This is a genomic window from Alcaligenes pakistanensis, from assembly GCF_014652815.1.
GTDB lineage: Bacteria > Pseudomonadota > Gammaproteobacteria > Burkholderiales > Burkholderiaceae_B > Alcaligenes > Alcaligenes pakistanensis.
This window is the reverse complement of the sequence record NZ_BMZN01000001.1, coordinates 534,943-554,382: the sequence shown is the minus strand read 5'-3', so window position 1 is coordinate 554,382 and position 19,440 is coordinate 534,943. Positions and strand designations below refer to the sequence as shown.

General features: G+C 54.7%; 17 protein-coding genes. 13 read left to right on the top strand and 4 right to left on the bottom strand.

From position 1 onward, the window contains the following. Positions 1-12 precede the first annotated feature (12 nt). Both pgsA and IE156_RS02520 read left to right on the top strand, forming a co-directional pair. Positions 13-585, top strand: a complete 573-nt coding sequence (pgsA, locus tag IE156_RS02525) for a CDP-diacylglycerol--glycerol-3-phosphate 3-phosphatidyltransferase (protein WP_189390903.1) — start codon at positions 13-15, stop codon at positions 583-585. Positions 586-590: 5 nt separating this feature from the next. Then, positions 591-1,841, top strand: coding sequence for an MFS transporter (locus IE156_RS02520; RefSeq protein WP_189390902.1), 1,251 nt, complete (start codon positions 591-593; stop codon positions 1,839-1,841). A 158-nt stretch (positions 1,842-1,999) separates the two neighbouring features. On the opposite strand, the gene queF is transcribed toward IE156_RS02520, so the two are convergent. Then, the gene (gene queF, locus IE156_RS02515) at positions 2,000-2,827 is read right to left on the bottom strand and encodes an NADPH-dependent 7-cyano-7-deazaguanine reductase QueF (protein WP_189390901.1); all 828 of its coding nucleotides are present in this window, start codon (positions 2,825-2,827) and stop codon (positions 2,000-2,002) included. Between the two features lie 308 nt (positions 2,828-3,135). Here queF and aceA point away from each other — a divergent pair, with 308 nt between their 5' ends. From aceA to IE156_RS02465, 10 genes are all read left to right on the top strand, one after another. Next, on the top strand, positions 3,136-4,443 hold the full coding sequence (gene aceA, locus IE156_RS02510; protein ID WP_189390900.1) for an isocitrate lyase: 1,308 nt from the start codon (positions 3,136-3,138) through the stop codon (positions 4,441-4,443). Between the two features lie 648 nt (positions 4,444-5,091). Continuing rightward, the gene (locus IE156_RS02505; RefSeq protein WP_189391389.1) at positions 5,092-6,060 is read left to right on the top strand and encodes a P-type ATPase actuator domain-containing protein; all 969 of its coding nucleotides are present in this window, start codon (positions 5,092-5,094) and stop codon (positions 6,058-6,060) included. Position 6,061: 1 nt separating this feature from the next. Next, positions 6,062-6,247 carry a cbb3-type cytochrome oxidase assembly protein CcoS gene (ccoS, locus tag IE156_RS02500; RefSeq protein WP_189390899.1) on the top strand — a complete coding sequence of 62 codons (186 nt, stop codon included), beginning with the start codon at positions 6,062-6,064 and terminating at the stop codon, positions 6,245-6,247. Positions 6,248-6,429: 182 nt separating this feature from the next. Next, on the top strand, positions 6,430-7,917 hold the full coding sequence (ccoN, locus tag IE156_RS02495; protein WP_189390898.1) for a cytochrome-c oxidase, cbb3-type subunit I: 1,488 nt from the start codon (positions 6,430-6,432) through the stop codon (positions 7,915-7,917). Positions 7,918-7,928: 11 nt separating this feature from the next. Next, positions 7,929-8,588: a cytochrome-c oxidase, cbb3-type subunit II gene (gene ccoO / locus IE156_RS02490; protein ID WP_189390897.1), complete on the top strand. Its 660-nt coding sequence runs from the start codon at positions 7,929-7,931 to the stop codon at positions 8,586-8,588. Then, complete coding sequence (locus IE156_RS02485; protein ID WP_189390896.1) at positions 8,589-8,765, top strand: cbb3-type cytochrome oxidase subunit 3; 177 nt, start codon at positions 8,589-8,591, stop codon at positions 8,763-8,765. Next, positions 8,758-9,672, top strand: a complete 915-nt coding sequence (gene ccoP / locus IE156_RS02480) for a cytochrome-c oxidase, cbb3-type subunit III (RefSeq protein ID WP_189390895.1) — start codon at positions 8,758-8,760, stop codon at positions 9,670-9,672. Before IE156_RS02485 ends, ccoP begins: the two co-directional genes overlap by 8 nt. 37 nt (positions 9,673-9,709) lie before the next feature. After that, positions 9,710-11,209: a cytochrome c oxidase accessory protein CcoG gene (gene ccoG / locus IE156_RS02475; RefSeq protein WP_189390894.1), complete on the top strand. Its 1,500-nt coding sequence runs from the start codon at positions 9,710-9,712 to the stop codon at positions 11,207-11,209. A gap of 18 nt (positions 11,210-11,227) precedes the next feature. Beyond that, positions 11,228-11,431 carry a FixH family protein gene (locus tag IE156_RS02470; protein WP_189390893.1) on the top strand — a complete coding sequence of 68 codons (204 nt, stop codon included), beginning with the start codon at positions 11,228-11,230 and terminating at the stop codon, positions 11,429-11,431. Between the two features lie 66 nt (positions 11,432-11,497). After that, positions 11,498-11,752: a hypothetical protein gene (locus IE156_RS02465; RefSeq protein WP_189390892.1), complete on the top strand. Its 255-nt coding sequence runs from the start codon at positions 11,498-11,500 to the stop codon at positions 11,750-11,752. Between the two features lie 147 nt (positions 11,753-11,899). Here IE156_RS02465 and IE156_RS02460 read toward each other — a convergent pair whose 3' ends face one another. Next, a complete protein-coding gene (locus IE156_RS02460; RefSeq protein WP_189390891.1) occupies positions 11,900-12,628 on the bottom strand; it encodes a helix-turn-helix domain-containing protein in 729 nt (242 codons plus the stop codon). Positions 12,629-12,952: 324 nt separating this feature from the next. On the opposite strand from IE156_RS02460, the gene clpB reads away from it, so the two are divergent. After that, entirely contained in the window at positions 12,953-15,544 is a 2,592-nt protein-coding gene (clpB, locus tag IE156_RS02455; RefSeq protein WP_189390890.1) for an ATP-dependent chaperone ClpB, read from the top strand. Between the two features lie 253 nt (positions 15,545-15,797). Here clpB and IE156_RS02450 read toward each other — a convergent pair whose 3' ends face one another. Both IE156_RS02450 and glnE read right to left on the bottom strand, forming a co-directional pair. Then, entirely contained in the window at positions 15,798-16,496 is a 699-nt protein-coding gene (locus tag IE156_RS02450; RefSeq protein WP_189390889.1) for an epoxyqueuosine reductase QueH, read from the bottom strand. A 102-nt stretch (positions 16,497-16,598) separates the two neighbouring features. Then, positions 16,599-19,352, bottom strand: coding sequence for a bifunctional [glutamate--ammonia ligase]-adenylyl-L-tyrosine phosphorylase/[glutamate--ammonia-ligase] adenylyltransferase (glnE, locus tag IE156_RS02445; protein WP_189390888.1), 2,754 nt, complete (start codon positions 19,350-19,352; stop codon positions 16,599-16,601). Positions 19,353-19,440 lie beyond the last annotated feature (88 nt).

Genomic DNA, 19,440 nt, shown 5'->3' with positions numbered 1-19,440 from the left:
GGTATCCAAGCTATGCCTTTTAATCTGCCCATTGCCCTGACGTGGCTGCGCATCGTTCTGATCCCTTTGATCGTGGTCTTGTATTACCTGCCAGAAGGTTGGTTGGCAGCCGATACCCGCGATCTATGGGCTGCTGCCGTCTTTATTGTGGCTGCCGCCACTGATTGGTTCGATGGCTGGCTGGCCCGTCGTTGGAACCAGACCTCGTCCTTTGGTGCCTTTCTGGACCCGGTGGCTGACAAGCTGATGGTGGGAGCTGCATTGCTGGTCCTGCTGGATCTGGGCCGTGTGGATGCCTTTATCGCGCTGATTATTATTGGCCGTGAAATCACCATTTCGGCATTGCGGGAATGGATGGCTAAGATTGGTGCCAGTGGTAGTGTGGCCGTACATCGTTTGGGTAAATTCAAAACCGCCGCACAGATGATTGCCATTCCTTGTTTGCTGTACTGGTCGCCTGTCATGGGACTGCCAACACGGATTATTGGGCAAGCCCTGATTATTGTGGCTGCGGTCCTGACGGTCTGGTCTATGTGCTACTACTTGCAAAAGGCTTGGCCGGAAATCAAGAAAAAGCAGATCTGAGACAAATGGCTAATTCAACAACATCGACGCTGGATGGGGCGGGGCCTGACGGTTCACAGGATTGGCGGGTTATTGGTGTTATCGGTATTGCACACGCCAGCTCGCACTTCTTTCAGCTGATTCTGCCTACGCTTTATATTTCCCTGGGTCAGGAGTTTGGTTACGACTTCCTGACCTTGGGCGGCTTGGTCACCACCTTTTATCTGGTGTCCTGTTTTGGGCAGGCTTCCTCCGGTTTTCTGGTTGATCGTATCGGTGCCTTGCCGGTGCTGAAAGTGGGCTTGTCCTGTTTTGTTGTGGCGGCGTTGCTGATTGGTACCGCTAATGGCTATGGCATGTTGCTGGCAGCTGCTCTTATTGGTGGCGTGGGCAATGCCGTCTTCCATCCTGTCGATTATTCCATTTTGAATCATCGTGTCAGTCCGGCTCGCCTGGGTCATGCCTTCAGCGCACACGGTTTGACGGGAAATCTGGGCTGGGCGTTGACGCCAGTCTTTATTACGACACTGACTATTTACTTTAATTGGCGTGTGGCTGTGCTGGCTGCAGCCGCCTTGATCGCCGCCATTCTGGTGCTGGTCTTGCTGAATCGGGATGCCTTGGCGGGGCGGACGGCTGCCGGTGGTGTACAGACCCGACCACAAAGCAAAGAGTCGGTCTGGACTACCTTGTCTACTTTGCTGTCGCGTCCCTCTCTGTGGGGAGCGTTCCTGTTCTTTGCCTTCGCTACAGCGGCCATGGCAGTGGTGCAAAACTACACCATCCCCATGCTGCACAACACGTATGGGATTGATAAGGTTGTGGCCGGTACCGCCTTGTCTGGCTTCATGCTGGCCTCGGCTGCCGGTATGTTTGTAGGTGGGTTTATTGCCTCCACCACGCCTCGTTCCGAAGTAATTGTATTTGTCTCCCTGTGCGTCTCGGGAACCTTGCTTTTGGTGCTGGGCGCAGGTTGGGTGATGCCGTCTCTGGCTTTGTTTGTGGTGGGGGCGGCTGGCTTTTGCTCAGGCATTGCTTCGCCCTCGCGCGATATGCTCATACGCCGTGTCACGCCTAAAGGCTCCACCGGAGCCGTTTACGGCCTGGTGTACTCAGGAATGGATGTGGGCTCGTCGATTGCGCCCGTGGGCTTTGGTTTGCTGCTGGACGTGGGCCTGACTCAGGCCCCTTGGTATGGGGCTGCTATTGGCTATTGGACGGCAGCTGGCTTGGCCGTGTATGTGGCGTCGACAGTAGGACGCGCGACCAAGGCGTAAGTAGTCTGGTCGTGGCAGCATCATGCTGCTTTAAAAGAAAACCCCAAAAATGCTATGACGTTTTTGGGGTTTTTCCATACCTGCCCTCTGATTGTGGGGCGGGCTTTTAGCAAGCCCAAAGTGGCTGGGCTTAGAGGGTTTGATACGCGCTAGATAGATTACTGGCGTGCCAGACGTGGTTCTTCCACGCTATCGGCATGACTGCTGCGCCAGGGATTGATATCCAGCCCACCGCGACGGGTGTAGCGCGCATAAACCAGCAGACGTTCAGGTTGGCAGCTTTGTTGGATATCGCTATAGAGCCGCTCTACACAGTGCTCATGAAACTCGGTGTGACGACGCAGTGAAACAATATAGCGCAGCAAGGAAGCGGGGTCGATTTGCGGTCCGGTGTACCGCACTTGCACGCTGCCCCAATCGGGTTGGCCTGTGACCGGGCAGTTGGACTTGAGCAAATCCGACACCAGGGATTCCGTCACGACTGCGGCCTTGGGCAAGCAAGTAAGCAGGTCACTCTGAGGCGTGTAGTCCTGAATGCTGATATCAAGCTCATCAATAGACTGGCCTTCCAGCGCAGTGATGGGTTGGCCGTTCAAAGCGCGTAAAGGGATCAGGCTGACCTGGACGGCCGCGCCTGCAACGGCGCTCAGGTCTTGTTCCATACGCTGGACGAGGCTGGCCATATCCTCTACGACTTCATCATTAAAAGAGTTCAGATACAGCTTGAATGATTTGGACTCGATGATGCGCGGGCTATTCCAGGGAATGACAAACCGGGCCAGAGCCACGACCGGCTTGCCCTTGGGGTTGAGCCAAGAGGTCTCGTAACCGTTCCAGATATCGGCACCATGCCATTGTTCGGGAATGTGAAGCGACTGGCGGTTCAAGGAACGTTCAATACCGAACAAGACACTGGGATCGTAGTGTGTGGGGTAAACCACATCGTGCCCAAGAGGCGAGTCTTTAAGAGGGGAGGTGTTGCTCATTGGCGGGTGCTGCAGAAATAAATCAGGGGGCCGGTGCAGCGAGCAGGCGCCCACCGGGCGGTATAAGGACGATTATCCCACATTGTGAAATCCTTGTCTCAGTATGCAAAAAAGTCCTGTCGCGGCGCACAGTTTTCTATTTCATAAGCAGGTAAGTAATTTCATATCTCGAAATAAATTAACTATCTATATGATTTTAAAAGTAAAAATAATTACTCTTATATAAGATATAAAACATGGTTGCGGTGCAGCATTTGAGTAGACTGTAGTCATCTTGTTCACTGTTAAATCCTTCTTAGGAGTCCATCATGAATGCTCGAGAAACTGAGATCCGCAATTTGCAAAAACGCTGGGCAGAAGATCCACGCTGGCAAGGTATCAAGCGTGGTTATACCGCTGAGGAAGTCATTCGTTTGCGTGGTTCTCTGGTCGAGGAGCACACACTGGCTCGCCGTGGCGCAGAGCGTCTGTGGCAATCCATCAATCAAGAACCCTTTGTGAACGCATTGGGTGCCTTGACGGGTAACCAGGCCATGCAACAGGTCAAGGCCGGTTTGAAAGCGATTTACTTGTCGGGTTGGCAGGTGGCGGGTGACGCCAACAGTGCGGGCGAAATGTACCCCGACCAGTCCCTGTACCCCGTCAACTCGGTGCCATCCGTAGTGCGTCGCATCAACAACTCCCTGGCCCGCTGTGATCAGATCCAGTGGATGGAAGGGGTTAATCCAGGCGACGAAGGTTATACCGATTACTTCGCGCCTATCGTGGCTGATGCGGAAGCCGGTTTCGGTGGCGTGCTGAACGCGTTCGAGCTGATGAAAGCGATGATTGTTGCAGGTGCGGCAGGCGTTCACTTCGAGGACCAATTGGCATCGGCCAAGAAGTGCGGTCACTTGGGTGGCAAAGTGCTGGTGCCTACCCGTGAAGCCGTGTCCAAGCTGGTCGCTGCTCGTCTGGCTGCTGACGTGCTGGATGTACCGACCATTTTGCTGGCTCGTACCGATGCAGATGCAGCGGATCTGATTACCAGCGACGTAGATGAATACGATCACCCCTTCATTCTGGAAGAGCGTACGGTTGAAGGTTTCCACCGCACTCGTGCTGGTCTGGATCAGGCCATTGCCCGTGGTTTGGCCTACGCTCCTTACGCAGATCTGATCTGGTGCGAAACCTCCACGCCAGATCTGGAATACGCCCGTCGCTTTGCGGAAGCTATTCACCGTCAGTTCCCAGGCAAGATGCTGTCTTACAACTGCTCGCCCTCGTTCAACTGGAAAAAGAACCTGGACGACGCGACCATTGCCAAGTTCCAGCGCGAGTTGGGTGCTATGGGCTACAAGTTCCAGTTCATCACCCTGGCTGGCTTCCACGCACTGAACTACGGCATGTTCGAGTTGGCGCACGGCTACGCCCGTAACCAGATGAGTGCTTTCGTTCAGCTGCAGGAAAAAGAGTTTGCGGCCGCTCCTTTGGGCTTTACCGCTGTGAAGCACCAACGTGAAGTGGGTACAGGCTACTTTGATGCTGTCACTCAGACAGTAGAAGCCGGTAAGTCCTCGACGACAGCGCTGGCTGGTTCGACAGAAGCCGAGCAGTTTGCTTCGTCCGAGGCATAAGCAAGACAGGGAAGGGTAGATAGCCCCTTCTTTGAGTGCAGGCAGCCCACCGTACGCTCCAGTCGGTGGGCTGCTTTTTTATGCTTGCTCCTTAGGGGGAGTAAGGCAGAGCCAGGCACGGCGAATAGGCAACATCGCTGCGCATGGAATAGGGCGCTATCCGAGGTGAGTTTTTGCTGAAAAAGCAGAGCTGAAACACAGACTGACTATGATTGAAATCAGTCTTGGACCGAGCGGGAATGAGGGCTGCCAGAATTATCTATTTTTAAATTCAAGATTCAAGCATCTAGTCGCTATCTGAGAACTGATTGGCATTCTCGGTAGCAATGAATTTTCTTATGGAAAGTCCCCATATTCCAGGCGTTCTCATAGGAAAGAGGCGTGGTAGACTCTGTGCGCTTGATGAGGTAACTCCAGCAATAAGAGGTATCGAACCTGAGCATGAAATACTTGATCAGATTGATTGATGCTTTAAGTGTGGAATAAAAAAAAGGCTGCTAAAGCAGCCTGAAAGCATTGAACAGTTAGCGCCGCGTTGGGGGGGTAACGGCCTGAACAAGATGCATAAGGACAACGATATAGGATCGAAGCAAAGTCGTATTGATTTAAATCAAGAATGAAGAAATATCAGTGGCTTATAGTCCTTCCATGCGCGCATATTCGATTTTCTCTCTACCCAAGCCTCTTTCTGATGAGCAACGGTCGCGTCGGCGGCACACCTTAGCCCGCCTGGGCCTTGCTTGGCTGGCCGCCATGCAGGTGATGATGTTCGCGTTTCCCGGCTATATGCGCTCGTTCAGCAGTTCTCCAGCTGATATCGAATCCTTGTCGCAGGTGATTGTGCTCATGAATTGGGCCAGCCTGTGCCTGACTATGCCTGTCGTCCTGTACTGTGCCTGGCCCATCCTAAAAGGGGCTGTAGAGAGTCTGTCCGTGGGCCGCGTTGGCATGGACGTACCGGTTGCCTTGGGGATTGTCGGTGCCTTTTTGCCCAGTGTGCTCAACACCTGGACTCAGAAGGGCGAGGTCTATTACGACTCAGTCACCATGTTTGTGGCCTTTTTGCTGACGGCCCGTTATCTGGAGCTTTGTGCGCGCCAGTCCGTTACGCAGTCAGCTTCGCATGACCTCATCGAACGTTTCCGCCAATCTGTTACCGGCCACGCCAATACCTTGGCATTCTGGTTTGTCAGTATTCAGCTGGTTCTGGCGGCGGTTTTGGGTCTGGTCTGGTATTGGCTCGATCCCTCTCAGGCCGTGCCCGTCGTGGTGGCCTTGCTGGTCATGAGCTGTCCCTGTGCCATGTCCATGTCGGTTCCTTCAGCCGTGGCTGCAGCCCATGCCAGCCTGTTGGCACGACCTGCCAAGAGCGAATTTGAAGTCGTACAACTTACCCAGCACACTGGTCGCATCGCCCGTCAAAACTTGTACGGCTCGATTGTCTGGCATTTGCTCATGACGCCTCTGGCTGCGCTGGGCATTGTGGCCCCTTGGCTAGCTGCCGTCAGCATGCTGGTGTCCTCTCTGGTTGTTGCCGCCAACTCCTGGCGCATCTATCGCAGTCGCACCCGCGAGGTGCCTGCCCAATGGACCGGTCCAGCGGCAAGGCAGGGCTGATATGTTCGGCTCTTTGCTGGTCCTGATTCCTGTCTCCATTTTTCTGATCATTGTCATTGGCATCTCGTTCTGGTGGGCTATTTTCGCCGGCCAGTTTGAAGATGCGGGCAATGCGGCTGATTCCATCTTGCTCGATGATGATTCCACCGTCAGCCTGTCTGGCGCGCAGCGTCCACCCGATACCTGATATCCACTGATTTGTTTTTTAGCCCTGCAAATGGTCGGCGACACGCAGTCTGCAGGGCGGAAACACGCGCGAGCGCGTGCTTTCCGAAGTTTTTTGATAAGCATCAAGTAGCGAATTACCGACTTGCTGGATGATGTACCTTGTTGTCGCTTGTATTAACAATATTTGTTTAGGGGAAGCAAATGGGCACTTCCGATGCAGTCGGAAATAACGCCGAAGTCTTCAACTACGGGATAGTGAGGCAGTTTGCCATCATGACCGTATTTTGGGGCGTCATCGGCATGGCAATAGGCCTTTTTATTGCCTTGCAGTTGATTTGGCCAGAACTCAATTTCGACACACCGTGGCTTAGTTATGGGCGTTTGCGTCCATTGCATACTAACGCTGTGATTTTTGCCTTTGGTGGCACCGGCTTGTTCGCGACATCCTACTATGTGGTGCAGCGTACCTGTCAGGCCCGTTTGTTCTGCGACAAGCTGGCAGCGTTCACTTTCTGGGGTTGGCAAGCTGTGCTGGTGGCTGCGGTCATCACGCTGCCTATGGGTTACACCAGCTCCAAAGAATACGCCGAACTGGAATGGCCCATCGACATCCTGATCACACTGGTCTGGGTGGCTTACGCCGTTGTGTTCTTTGGCACTATCGTCAAGCGCCGCGTGCGTCACATTTATGTGGCCAACTGGTTCTTTGGCTCCTACATCGTCACCATTGCTGTACTGCACATTTTCAACAACCTGGAAATGCCTGTCAGCTTCATGAAGTCCTACTCGGCTTACGCCGGTGTACAGGACGCCATGGTTCAGTGGTGGTATGGCCATAATGCCGTGGGCTTTTTCCTGACCACGTCCTTCCTGGGCATGATGTACTACTTCATCCCCAAACAGGCCAACCGTCCTATCTACTCGTACCGTCTGTCCATCGTCCACTTCTGGGCGCTGGCCTTTACGTACATGTGGGCCGGCCCTCACCACCTGCTCTACACCTCCTTGCCCGACTGGACTCAGTCCCTGGGTATGGCGTTCTCCCTGATCTTGTTGGCACCTTCTTGGGGCGGCATGATCAACGGCATCATGACCTTGTCGGGTGCCTGGCACAAGCTGCGTACAGACGCTATTTTGAAGTTCATGGTGGTGGCACTGTCCTTCTACGGTATGTCGACATTTGAAGGCTCGATGATGGCGATTCGCACCGTCAATGCCTTGTCGCACTACACCGACTGGACCATTGGTCACGTGCACTCTGGTGCGCTGGGCTGGGTTGCCATGATTACGTTTGGCTCCCTGTACTACCTGATTCCACGTCTGTATGGCCGCACTGAGATGGCCAGACCCCGTCTGATCGATCTGCACTTCTGGCTGGCTACCCTGGGCGTGGTTCTGTACATCGCCGCGATGTGGATTGCCGGTGTGATGCAAGGTCTGATGTGGCGTGCTACCGGTATTGATGGCACCTTGACCTACAGCTTCGTGGAAGTCGTGAAGGCAACGTACCCCTTCTACGCTATCCGTGCTTTGGGCGGCGCCTTCTTTGTGACCGGTATCCTGATCATGTCCTGGAACGTGTTCCTGACGGTTCGTTCCGGTCAGAAAGGCATCAACCCTGTTGTGCCACTCAAGAATCCAGATGCCCGCGACCCAGCGCTGGTGGGTCAAACCACTTTGCTGGCCTAAGGAGTTAAATCATGGCTAATGACACTAATAAGCGTTTCTCGCACGCCTCGATTGAGAGAAACACCGGGCTACTGATTATTCTCAGCATCTTGGTGATCTCCATTGCGGGTCTGGTTCAGATCGTACCCTTGTTCTTTCAACATTCGACCACCCAGCCTACCGAAGGCATCCAGCCTTACGAGCCTTTGAACCTGATTGGTCGCGATATTTACATTCGTGAAGGTTGCGTAGGCTGTCACTCGCAGCAGATTCGTATGCTGCAGTCCGAAGTACAGCGTTACGGCCCTTACTCGCTGGCTGGTGAGTCCGTGTACGACCATCCCTTCCTGTGGGGTTCCAAGCGTACCGGTCCTGACCTGGCTCGCGTGGGTCAGCGTTACAGCGACGAATGGCACCGTATCCACTTGCGCAACCCGCGTGACGTGGTCAAAGAGTCCAATATGCCTGCCTACCCATGGCTGCAGAAGAACTCGGTGGAAGGCGAAAACATTCAGGCTCGCATGAATGTCCTGCGTACGCTGGGTGTGCCTTATACCCAGGAACAAATCGATGCTGCTCCTGACCAGCTGGTAGGCAAGACCGAAGAAGATGCGGTCGTTGCTTATCTGCAAGGGTTGGGCGTAGCTAGCCGCGACGCAGCCGCCAAGGCTGTGGAGCAAGGGAGCTTCTAAATGGTCGCTATCATCAACGCCGTTATGACAACTTTGGCGATGGTGACCTTCCTTGGCATTTGCTGGTGGGCGTTCTCTCGGGGACGTCGCCAGGCCAACGAGGAAGCTGCTCTCCTGCCTTTCGCCTTGCCCGACGAGGGAAGCAACGATAAAAACCCTGGGGGTTCGAATGAGTGACTTTTTTTCTAATGGCTGGAGCCTCTGGATTTCCGGCATCGCTTTGCTCGGTATCGTCTTTTGTCTGTGGTTGCTCTACACCCAGCGCTCTTTTCTGGGCAAGACGGCTGAAGTCGAAGAAACTGGCCACGTCTGGGACGGCGACCTGACCGAACTGAACAGCCCCGTGCCTCTGTGGTGGACGGTGATGTACATCGGTCTGTGTATCTTTGCCCTGGGTTATCTGGTGCTGTACCCCGGCCTGGGTAATTACAAAGGCACGCTGGGCTTTTCCGCCGGTCAGCAGGTTAAACAGCAACAGGCTGAGATCAATGCTCGTCTGGAGCCTGTTTACGCTCGCTACCGCGAAATGCCTATCGAAGAGATCGCTCGCGATCAGGAAGCCCGTGAAATTGGTCAGCGCCTGTTCCTGAACAACTGCGCTCAGTGTCACGGCTCGGATGCACAAGGTGCTCCTAGCTTCCCTAACCTGGCTAACAAAGCCTGGTTGTGGGGCGGTGAGCCCGAGCAAATTCTGCACACCATTACTGAAGGCCGTACCGGGATGATGCCGCCACAAGCGCAATTCACCCCCGCTCAAGCCTCTGATGTGGCGCAGTATGTGCGTTCTTTGTCGGGCCTGGCTGCCGATCCTCTGCGTCTGGTCGCTGGTAAACGTGTCTATGACAGCGCATGTTTTGCCTGTCACGGTGCCGATGCCAAAGGCAATACCTTGTTGGGCGCACCTGACCTGACGGACGACTACTGGCTGTATGGCAGTTCTGAAGCCACGATCGTTCAAACGGTTCTGCAGGGGCGTACTAACGAGATGCCCGCTCAGAAAAGCACCATGACTCCTGAGCAGATCCGTTTGCTGGCTGGTTGGGTCTGGGGCTTGTCCAATGCTGAGCCTGCCCAGGCTAACTAATGTGTTTTAAATTGATCTGACGCCTTCAGGACTTGCAATGAGTAGTGATTCTTCCCAACCCGGTGCTGACAATGCGCAGGGTAATGTGCCCAAGTGGCAACCTCCACGTAACACCAAAGGGGCGGGTGGAACCTCTCCGCAAGTCGAGAAGGCGCTGGTCGATGTACGCAGCAAAATCTATCCACGATCCGTCAAAGGCGTTTTTGCCCGTTGGCGGATCTGGATGGTGTATTTAACGCAGATCATTTTTTATGGTTTGCCCTGGTTGGAATGGCACGGCCGTCAGGCGGTGCTATTCGACCTGCTGGAACGAAAGTTCTACATCTTTGGCATGATTCTGTGGCCCCAGGACGTGATCTACCTGACGGTGCTGCTTCTGATATCAGCCTTTTCCCTCTTCCTCTTTACCGCCATGGCGGGCCGCTTATTCTGTGGCTACGCTTGTCCGCAGACGGTCTATACCGAGATCTTCATGTGGGTCGAGCGCAAGGTGGAAGGTGACCGTCTGGCACGCATCCGCTTGGATGAACAAGCCTGGAACGCCAAAAAATTACGTCTCAAAGCTACCAAGCATTTCCTGTGGGTGGTCATTGCGTTGTGGACCGGCTTTACCTTTATTGGTTATTTCGCTCCTATCCGTGAACTGGGCGGCGAGCTGATCGCCTTGTCCCTGGGCCCCTGGCAGTGGTTTTGGCTTTTGTTTTATGCTTTTGCCACCTGGGGTAACGCCGGTTTCATGCGTGAAGCCGTCTGTAAATACATGTGCCCCTATGCGCGCTTCCAAAGCGCCATGGTGGACAGCGATACCTTTGTGGTGACCTACGACTTTGTACGGGGTGAAACCCGGGGCGGACGATCTCGCAAGATCGACCACAAGGAAGCGGGCATGGGCGACTGCGTGGACTGTAGCCTGTGTGTGCAGGTCTGTCCGACCGGCATCGACATCCGTGACGGCCTGCAATACATGTGTATTGGCTGTGGCGCCTGTGTGGACGTCTGTGATCAGGTCATGGACAAGATGGGCTACGAGAAAGGGCTTATCCGCTATACCTCCGAGCGTGCCATCAAGGAGCGTATGACGCAGCCGCAAGTACGACGTCGCATGCTGCGCCCGCGTGTTATTTCTTACATTCTGATCCTGGCGGTGATTTGTGGTGCCTTTGTCTACACATTGGCAACGCGCACGCCTATGCGTGTGGACGTGATCCGCGACCGGGGAGCCCTAGGGCGTGAAGTGCCGGGTGGCCTGATTGAAAACGTGTTCCGCTTGCAGGTCATCAATACCTCGGAAGAGGCTATGGAGTTGCAATTGTCCGTGACGGGCCTGGAAGGCGCGAGTATTCACTTGACTGAGAACGGCCAGGATCGCATTCATGTTGCACCTGCAGGCAACCGTTTATTGCCGGTCGTGGTGCAAGTCCCAATAAGTAGCGCTAAGCCGGGCCTGTATGATATTTCTATTCAAGCCGTGGGCGAGCATGAGCAAGGCCGCAAGACCTACGTGAACGAACGTAGTAGTTTTTATATCCCTAAGTAACTTTATAAAGAGCAAAACATGGACGAATCAAAGGACAGTGGACCCTGGTGGCGTGAGCCGTGGCCCTGGTTGCTGATGGCCGGACCGGCTCTGGCTATCGTTGGATGTGCCATTACTATCGTGTTGGCCTTCCAGAACTTCAGTAGTCAAGGGATTGTGGACGGCGGAGTCAAGCAAGGCTTGGTTGTCAGTAAAACAGAGCCTGCCCGCGAGCAGCGCTAAGAGTGGTCGATTCACCGTTACGCTAGGGTTGAGAGAAGTATGTTTCCGTTCAAGAAGGGGGTACGAATGACCATCCGATCGTTGATGTGGATACTGTGGCCTTCATTCCTGGTCGCTGGGGTGTTAAGCGCAATTGTGTTTGCTTTGGTGGACCCGCTGGACATTGTTGTACTTGGACATATGCAAGTAGATCGACTGACCTTTTATACGGTGGCTTTTTTTCTGTTCTGGCTGGCCGCCTCGGTGGCTTGTACGCTCAGCCTGTATATGTCGTCCGGTTCACCGGCGATATTGGCGGAACCGGCTGATGGGCTGGATTGATTTAGCAAGTCACGCAGAGATAAAAAAAGCACATGCAAATTGCATGTGCTTTTTTTGGCTTGGATGCGCCAGCTGTTCAGGGCAGAGTAAGCAGGCTGTAGGAGGACTTGATGATTAGTTCATGCCCCCCGATAGCAGCAAGGCACTTTAGTCGCACTCTGTGCCTGCCAGGGTGCGCAGGGCAGCCAGATCTAGTAGGTGGACTTCGCGCTGAGCGATTTTCAGCAGACCCTCACGCGCAAAACGCGAGAACAGGCGGCTGACTGTTTCCAGTGTCAGGCCCAGGAAGTTGCCGATTTCTTCGCGGCTCATGCGTAGAATGAATTCGTAGGGAGAATAACCAAGCAGTGACAGGCGCTGGGACAGGTTCAGCAAGAAGGCGGCCAGGCGCTGTTCGGAGCGCAGTCCAGCCAAGGTCATCATCAGTTGATGGGCGCGGTTGATTTCCTTGCTCATCAAACGGCGGAACTGTTGTTGCAAGATAGGCAGCTGGGCCGACAGGCGGTCCAGATCATCCAGGCGGATCACACAGACTTCGCTGTCTTCCAGGGCGATAGCATGGGAGACGTGGCGGTTTTCTACCAGGCTGTCCATCCCCAGGATTTCACCTGGCAATAAAAAGCCCGTAATCTGGATGTGGCCAGAGGAATCTTCCAACTGCATCTTGATCGAACCAGAGCGCAGACCATAGATTCCTTCGACTGAATCGGCCAGCCGGAACAATACGCCGCCCTTAGGGATGCGGATGCGCTCCTTGACTAATTCGTCCAGCCGCTCCATTTCATGCTTAGGCATGCCCAGAGGTAGACACACCTCATTGAGCATACAGCTAGAGCAGCGTATGGAGTCAGCGGTAACCGAGATACGTTTTTGCATAAGGAATAATGTCAGATGGCGAAACGCTAAATCTTTGAGTCAAATCAAGTGTAATTGTAGCTTTTTATTGGTTGGTATTCCCGCTAATCCTTAATATGTTTAGTTCTTAAGGCCCGTGGCTAGCGGGAAGTGGCTTGTCATGCCGGGTACAGCGCTGTGTAACTGTGCAGGTGTTGTTGTTGTTTAAAAGCGATCTAAACACTTGAATACTTGGTTTTTGTCCTTATCTTCAATTCATCCTGTTATTTGTTGCGAGATCTGAGCGAGCAGTTTTTAGTAACTGTTTGCTTTAGCTGATCGCATATTTTCTCAAGTGAAAATTCTATGCGAATCGATAAACTGACAACTAAGTTTCAACAGGCTTTAGCGGATGCGCAAAGCCTGGCTGTACGCGAAGACAACCCGTATCTGGAACCCGCTCACGTTCTGGTCGCCTTGTTGGCCGATGCCGATTCAGGCACGGGCAGCTTGCTGGCTCGTGCGGGTGTGGCTATTCCCCGTCTGGAAAATGAGCTGAACCGTTTGATTTCCAATCTGCCCAAGGTACAAGGGGCAGAGGGTCAGCAGCAGCTCAGTTCGGCCCTGCAGGCCGCATTGGCGAAAACTGATAAGGAAGCGGCCCAGCGCGGCGATACTTATATCGCTAGCGAATTGTTCTTGTTGGCTCTGGCTGACGACAAAGGCGAAACCGGGCGTGCCTTGCGCGACGCCGGTTTGCAGCGCCGTGCGCTGGAAGCTGCTATTGAAGCCGTACGTGGTGGTGCCAATGTGAATGACGCCGAAGGCGATAGCAACCGTGAAGCCCTGGATAAATACACTACCGACCTGACGGAGCGGGCCCGTTTGGGCAAGCTGGACCCGGTGATTGGTCGTGACGACGAAATTCGTCGCACTATCCAGATTCTGCAGCGTCGTACCAAAAACAACCCCGTGCTGATTGGTGAGCCTGGGGTGGGTAAGACTGCGATTGTGGAAGGTTTGGCGCAGCGCATCGTGAACAACGAAGTGCCTGAAAGCTTGAAGGGCAAGCGGGTTTTGGTGCTGGACCTGGCGGCTTTGCTGGCTGGTGCCAAGTACCGTGGTGAATTTGAAGAGCGCCTGAAAGCGGTATTGAAAGAGCTGTCCAAGGATGATGGCAAAACCATTGTCTTTATTGACGAGCTGCACACTATGGTGGGCGCGGGTAAAGCCGAAGGCGCCATGGATGCAGGCAATATGCTCAAGCCCGCCTTGTCGCGTGGCGAGCTGCACTGTATTGGTGCAACAACCTTGAACGAGTACCGCCAGTACATCGAGAAGGATGCCGCTTTGGAGCGTCGTTTCCAGAAAGTGCTGGTCAACGAGCCGGACATGGAATCCACCATTGCGATTCTGCGCGGCTTGCAGGAGCGTTATGAGCTGCACCACGGTGTGGCCATTACCGACCCGGCGATTGTGGCCGCTGCTGAGCTGTCGCAGCGTTACATCACCGATCGTTTCCTGCCCGATAAGGCCATTGACCTGATCGACGAGGCGGCTGCCCGTATCCGTATGGAGATCGACTCCAAGCCTGAGGTCATGGACAAGCTGGATCGCCGCATTATCCAGTTGAAGATTGAGCGTGAAGCCGTCATCAAGGACACGGACGAAGCCTCTCAGCGTCGTTTGCAGGCCATTAATGACGAGATGGAAAAGCTGCAGCGCGAGTACAACGACTACGAAGAAGTCTGGAAAGCCGAGAAAGCCGCAGTTCAGGGTTCGCAGGTCGTTAAAGAGGAAATCGAGAAGGTTCGCGCCGAAATGGCCGAGTTGCAACGCAAGGGCCAGTTCGACAAGTTGGCCGAGCTGCAGTACGGCAAGCTGCCCGAGCTGGAAGAGCGCCTGAAAGCGGCTGAAGCCAATATGGATAAGGCTGACCAGGACAAGCCACGTTTGCTGCGTACCCAAGTGGGTGCGGAAGAAATCGCGGAAGTCGTGTCACGCGCTACCGGTATTCCTGTGTCCAAAATGATGCAGGGCGAGCGTGAAAAGCTCTTGCAGATGGAAGATTATCTGCACAAACGTGTGGTCGGTCAAAGCGAGGCCGTACGCCTGGTGTCGGATGCGATTCGTCGCTCGCGTGCAGGTCTGTCCGATCCGTCCCGTCCTTATGGTTCCTTCCTGTTTCTGGGGCCAACCGGTGTGGGTAAGACCGAGCTGACCAAGGCTTTGGCCAACTTCCTCTTTGATTCCGAGGATCACATGATTCGCATCGACATGAGCGAATTCATGGAGAAACACTCGGTGGCTCGCTTGATCGGGGCGCCTCCCGGCTACGTGGGCTATGAAGAGGGTGGTTATTTGACCGAGGCCGTGCGCCGTAAACCGTATTCGGTGATTCTGCTCGATGAGGTTGAAAAAGCGCACCCTGATGTCTTTAACGTGCTCTTGCAGGTGCTGGACGATGGCCGTTTGACCGATGGTCAGGGCCGTACGGTGGACTTCCGTAATACGGTGATCATCATGACCTCTAACCTGGGTTCGCAGCATATCCAGCGTTTGTCGGGCGAGCCCTACGAGGTGATCAAGGAAGTGGTGTGGGAAGAAGTGAAACAACACTTCCGTCCCGAGTTCCTGAACCGTATCGACGAGGTGGTGGTGTTCCACGGTCTGGAAGCAAAACACATTGAGTCTATTGCTCGTATCCAGCTGCAACGTCTGGATCAACGCCTGGCTCAGCGCGAGATGCATCTGGAAGTCAGCGAGGCTGCTTTGGAGCAGTTGGCCAAAGCCGGGTTTGACCCTGTGTTCGGTGCACGTCCGTTGAAACGTGCTATCCAGCAGCACATTGAAAACCCAGTAGCACGCTTAATTCTGGAAGGCCGCTTTGGTCCTAAGGATGTGGTGCCTGTGGACTGGAAGGATGGCGAATTTGTGTTTGATCGCAGTATCCAGTGATGAGCAGGGACTGATTGCGGCTGTGCTGCCGGATGGTTTGAATAGCTCCTTCGTGTATCGATAGAGCTATTTTCCAAACAGTCGATGACGTTGTGGTAGCGAAACAGACTGTAGGGCAGCACGCCGTAGTCAAAGTGCTGTAATCAAAAACCGCCTTGGATTTCCAAGGCGGTTTTTTTGTGTCTATTGCTATGTCCAGCGTGGGGGGCCTTGCTGCGAAATAATCAATCCAGCCGCCAGCTTATTCCTGCTTTCAAGCACTCTCTTGTGCAGGAGCCGGAGGAGGCGTCAGATCCAGCTCATCCTTGCCGTAGAACTTCACGCCAATCTCGACACGTGGACGGCCCTGCGAGCGGCGGTGGCGATTGGTATCGCGCAACGAGTACACGCAGCCGCAGTACTCCTGTTGGTAGAAGTTCTCGCGCTTGCTGATCTCCAGCATGCGTTGCGAGCCGCCTCCTTTGCGCCAGTTATAGGTCCAGTACTTCATTTCCGGGTAACGGCCCACGGCGCGTTCGCCGCAGTCGTTGATCTGGTCCATGTCTTTCCAGCGCGAGATCCCCAGTACGCTGGAAATAATGTCGTAGCCATTTTCATGGGCATAAAGCGCAGTGCGCTCAAAGCGCATGTCAAAGCAGACCGTGCAACGCTCGCCACGTTCGGGGGCGTGTTCCAGGCCGCGTACGCGCTCAAACCAGTTATCAACGTCGTAATCCACATCGATAAATTCAATGCCGTGTTCTTCGGCAAAGCGGATGTTTTCCTGCTTGCGCAGTTCGTACTCGCGCGCGGGGTGAATATTGGGGTTATAGAAGAAAACGGTGTATTCAATGCCCGAGGCGTGTAAAGCCTCCATAACCTCGCCCGAACAGGGGGCGCAGCAGGAGTGCAGCAGCAATTTCTCGCGCTTTTCCGGCATGGTTAAAACTGGACGATTGAGCTGAGTGGACATGAATCTGAATCCGAGAAAAAAGGCGTCCCGAGTCGGTCGCACAGTAAATCAATGCGGCTATTGTAGATTCTTGGCAAAGTTTAGTGAAATCAATCTGTTGCCTTAATACCCCAGCACCTCGTCCCAGAGCCGTGTTACGGCCTGTCGTTCTTGCGTCAGCTCGGTCTGCGGTACACGGGCTTTTTCAGCGCCTTCCAGACGCAGAGCGTGCTGACGACGCCGCAGGCTGCGGTAGGCGTCAGCCACTTCCTGGGCGTGATCAACCTTGATCAAGCCTGCTTGGGCAGCAATGCCCAGCAGGGCGATATTGCCCAGGTTTTCCAGGAGCTTGGGATGCTCGCGGCTATGACACAGCACCAGATATTGGGTAATGAACTCCACATCCACCATGCCGCCACGGTCGTGCTTCAAATCAAACAGCTCGCTGCGGTTGGGGTGTCCCGCACTGATCTTGTCACGCATGTCCAGGATGTCGGCGCGCAGTTTGCGGCGATCACGTTCCATTAGCAAGATGGAGCGGCGGATTTCATCAAAGCGTTCTTTAATTTGGGCATCGCCCGTCACAAAGCGGGCACGGGTAATGGCTTGATGCTCCCAAGACCAGGCGCTGCGGGTTTGGTACTGCTCGAATGCATCCACACTGACAGCCAGCAAACCGGCATCGCCATCGGGACGTAAGCGCAAGTCAATATCGTAGAGCCGGCCGGAGGACGTCATGGCGGAGAGCCAACTGGTCATGCGGCGGGCCAGCTTGATGTAACGCTCCACATTGTCCTGACTGGGATCGTCGTAGAGAAACACCAGATCCAGGTCCGAGGCGTAGCCAATCTCTTTGCCACCCAGCTTGCCATAGGCAATAACGGCAAAGCGAGGCGGGGTGTCGTGCTCCGGTCCCAGCGTGCGGGGGCGGGTCAGGGGCCAGGTGCGCTCCAGCGTCTCAGCCAGCATCATGTCGGCCAGTGCGGAGAGCTGGTCGGCCAGGGCTTCAACTGTCAACACTCCTTCCAAATCCTGAGCCAACAGCTGGAACGTGATCTGGTGTTGCCAGTCACGCATCATATTCATTTGCTGCTCGACATCGGCTTGGCCATTGGGCAAGCAACAGGCATCCAGGTCGCGGCACATTTGCTCAGACAGAGCTGCAAAGTCCGGGATCTCCATCAGTGAATGCCATTCAATCAGGCTGTCCAGCAACAGCGGGTATTGCGCCAGATATTGCGCTGCCCAAGGGCTGGCCGAGACGATACGAGCAACACGGGCCAGCGTTTCCGGGTATTCGGCTAGCAAGGCCAGATAAGCGCTGCGCTGGGCGATCAGCTCAATCAGGTTGAACAGGCGGGTGGCGGTCATCTCCGGGTTTGCGGAGCGGCAGGCGTAATCTTCGGCCAAGGGAATCAAGCGTTGTACGCGGTCCAGGCTGGCATTGGGCAGGCTGCGCAGGCGATGGCTGTTCAGCAGGGCCTGACGCAGTTGTTCAATACGCTCTTTCAAAGCCTGATCCTGCTCGGCGCGAGGTTCGGGGGTGGGGCCCGCTGCAGCGGGCGGTTCAGCCGCCGCTTCTTCGCCCATGCCGGCCAGCCGGAATGCATTGCGGAACGTGTGGGAGACAAACTTTCTGTGCTGGCTGAGCTGCTCGTCAAAGTCAGCCAGACTCAGGCCCAGGGTCGCAGCTAGCTCAGTGCGGAGTTCATCGTCTTGGGGTAGTAAATGAGTTTGTTCGTCTTCACGATATTGCAGACGGTGTTCGACACGCCGCAAGAAGGTATAGGCCGCCAGCAGCTTGTCACAGACTTCCTGGTCTAGCAGGCCGGCTGTGCATTGCCCTTGCAGTGCTTTGTGCAGGCTGGGTGTTTGTAAAGAAGGCTGTCGTCCACCACGAATCAGTTGATTCAGTTGAACCACGAACTCGATTTCTCGAATTCCGCCGTCCCCCAGCTTGATGTTTTGCCAGGTCTCCACGCCATTACGGTTCAGGGCTCGGCGGTTCCAGTCTTGCCGAATGCGCTCGCGCAGGCCGCGCAGGGCGGACAGGGCATCGAAGTCAAAATACTTGCGGTATACAAAGGGAGTGCGCAATGCCTCGAAGTGGTGCACATCGCTGGCGTTACGGCTGCCTTCAAAAGCCTGGGCCTTGATGGGACGAGCCTTGATCCAGGCATAGCGCTCCCATTCCCTACCTTGATTGACCAGATAGTTTTCCAGTGCTTGCATGCTCCAGGCCAGCGGGCCTGCATCGCCATCTGGACGGAGTCGTAAATCGGTACGGAACACTTGCCCGAAAGCATCGGTATCGGACAGCACGGGCATCATGCGCTGGGTAACTTTGCCGTAAAACTCGTGATAGCTGAGGGGGCGGCGACCATCGGTTTCGCCGTCCTCGTCGTAGAGCATGATCAGGTCAATGTCCGAGGAAACGTTTAATTCGCACCCGCCCAATTTACCCATTCCCAAAATAATCATCTCTTGGGGCAGGTCGGATCCGGAATTCATGGGCATGCCGTGTATCTCGGCCAATTGCCGGGCGACGGTTTCATACGCCTGCGCCACGGCCAGATCAGCCAGGCTGCTCATGGCAATCATGACTTCTTCCAGCGGAGCCTGGCCATTGATATCTCGAATCATCAGCACCAGAAACACCCGTTCGCGCAGCTGGCGCATCGCCTGACGCACTTGTGCCAGACGATCATTATCCGGCTCGGGCAGTAAAGTCCTATACCATTGCGTAATGAGTGTGGGGGTGACGGGGTGTGTGGCCTGCTGCTCCAGCCAAGTTCCAAATTGTGGCTGAGCGTTTACTTTTCGACGCAAGGGGCCAGACCATTGCATCACGGGCTTCAATATAATGGACGGGCTCATACGATAAGAGGCTTTTCGGAGAAGGGGGAACGGCAAGTGCCATTGCTTGTCTGACAATGCCGGAAATGACCGCATCTAACTATACTCG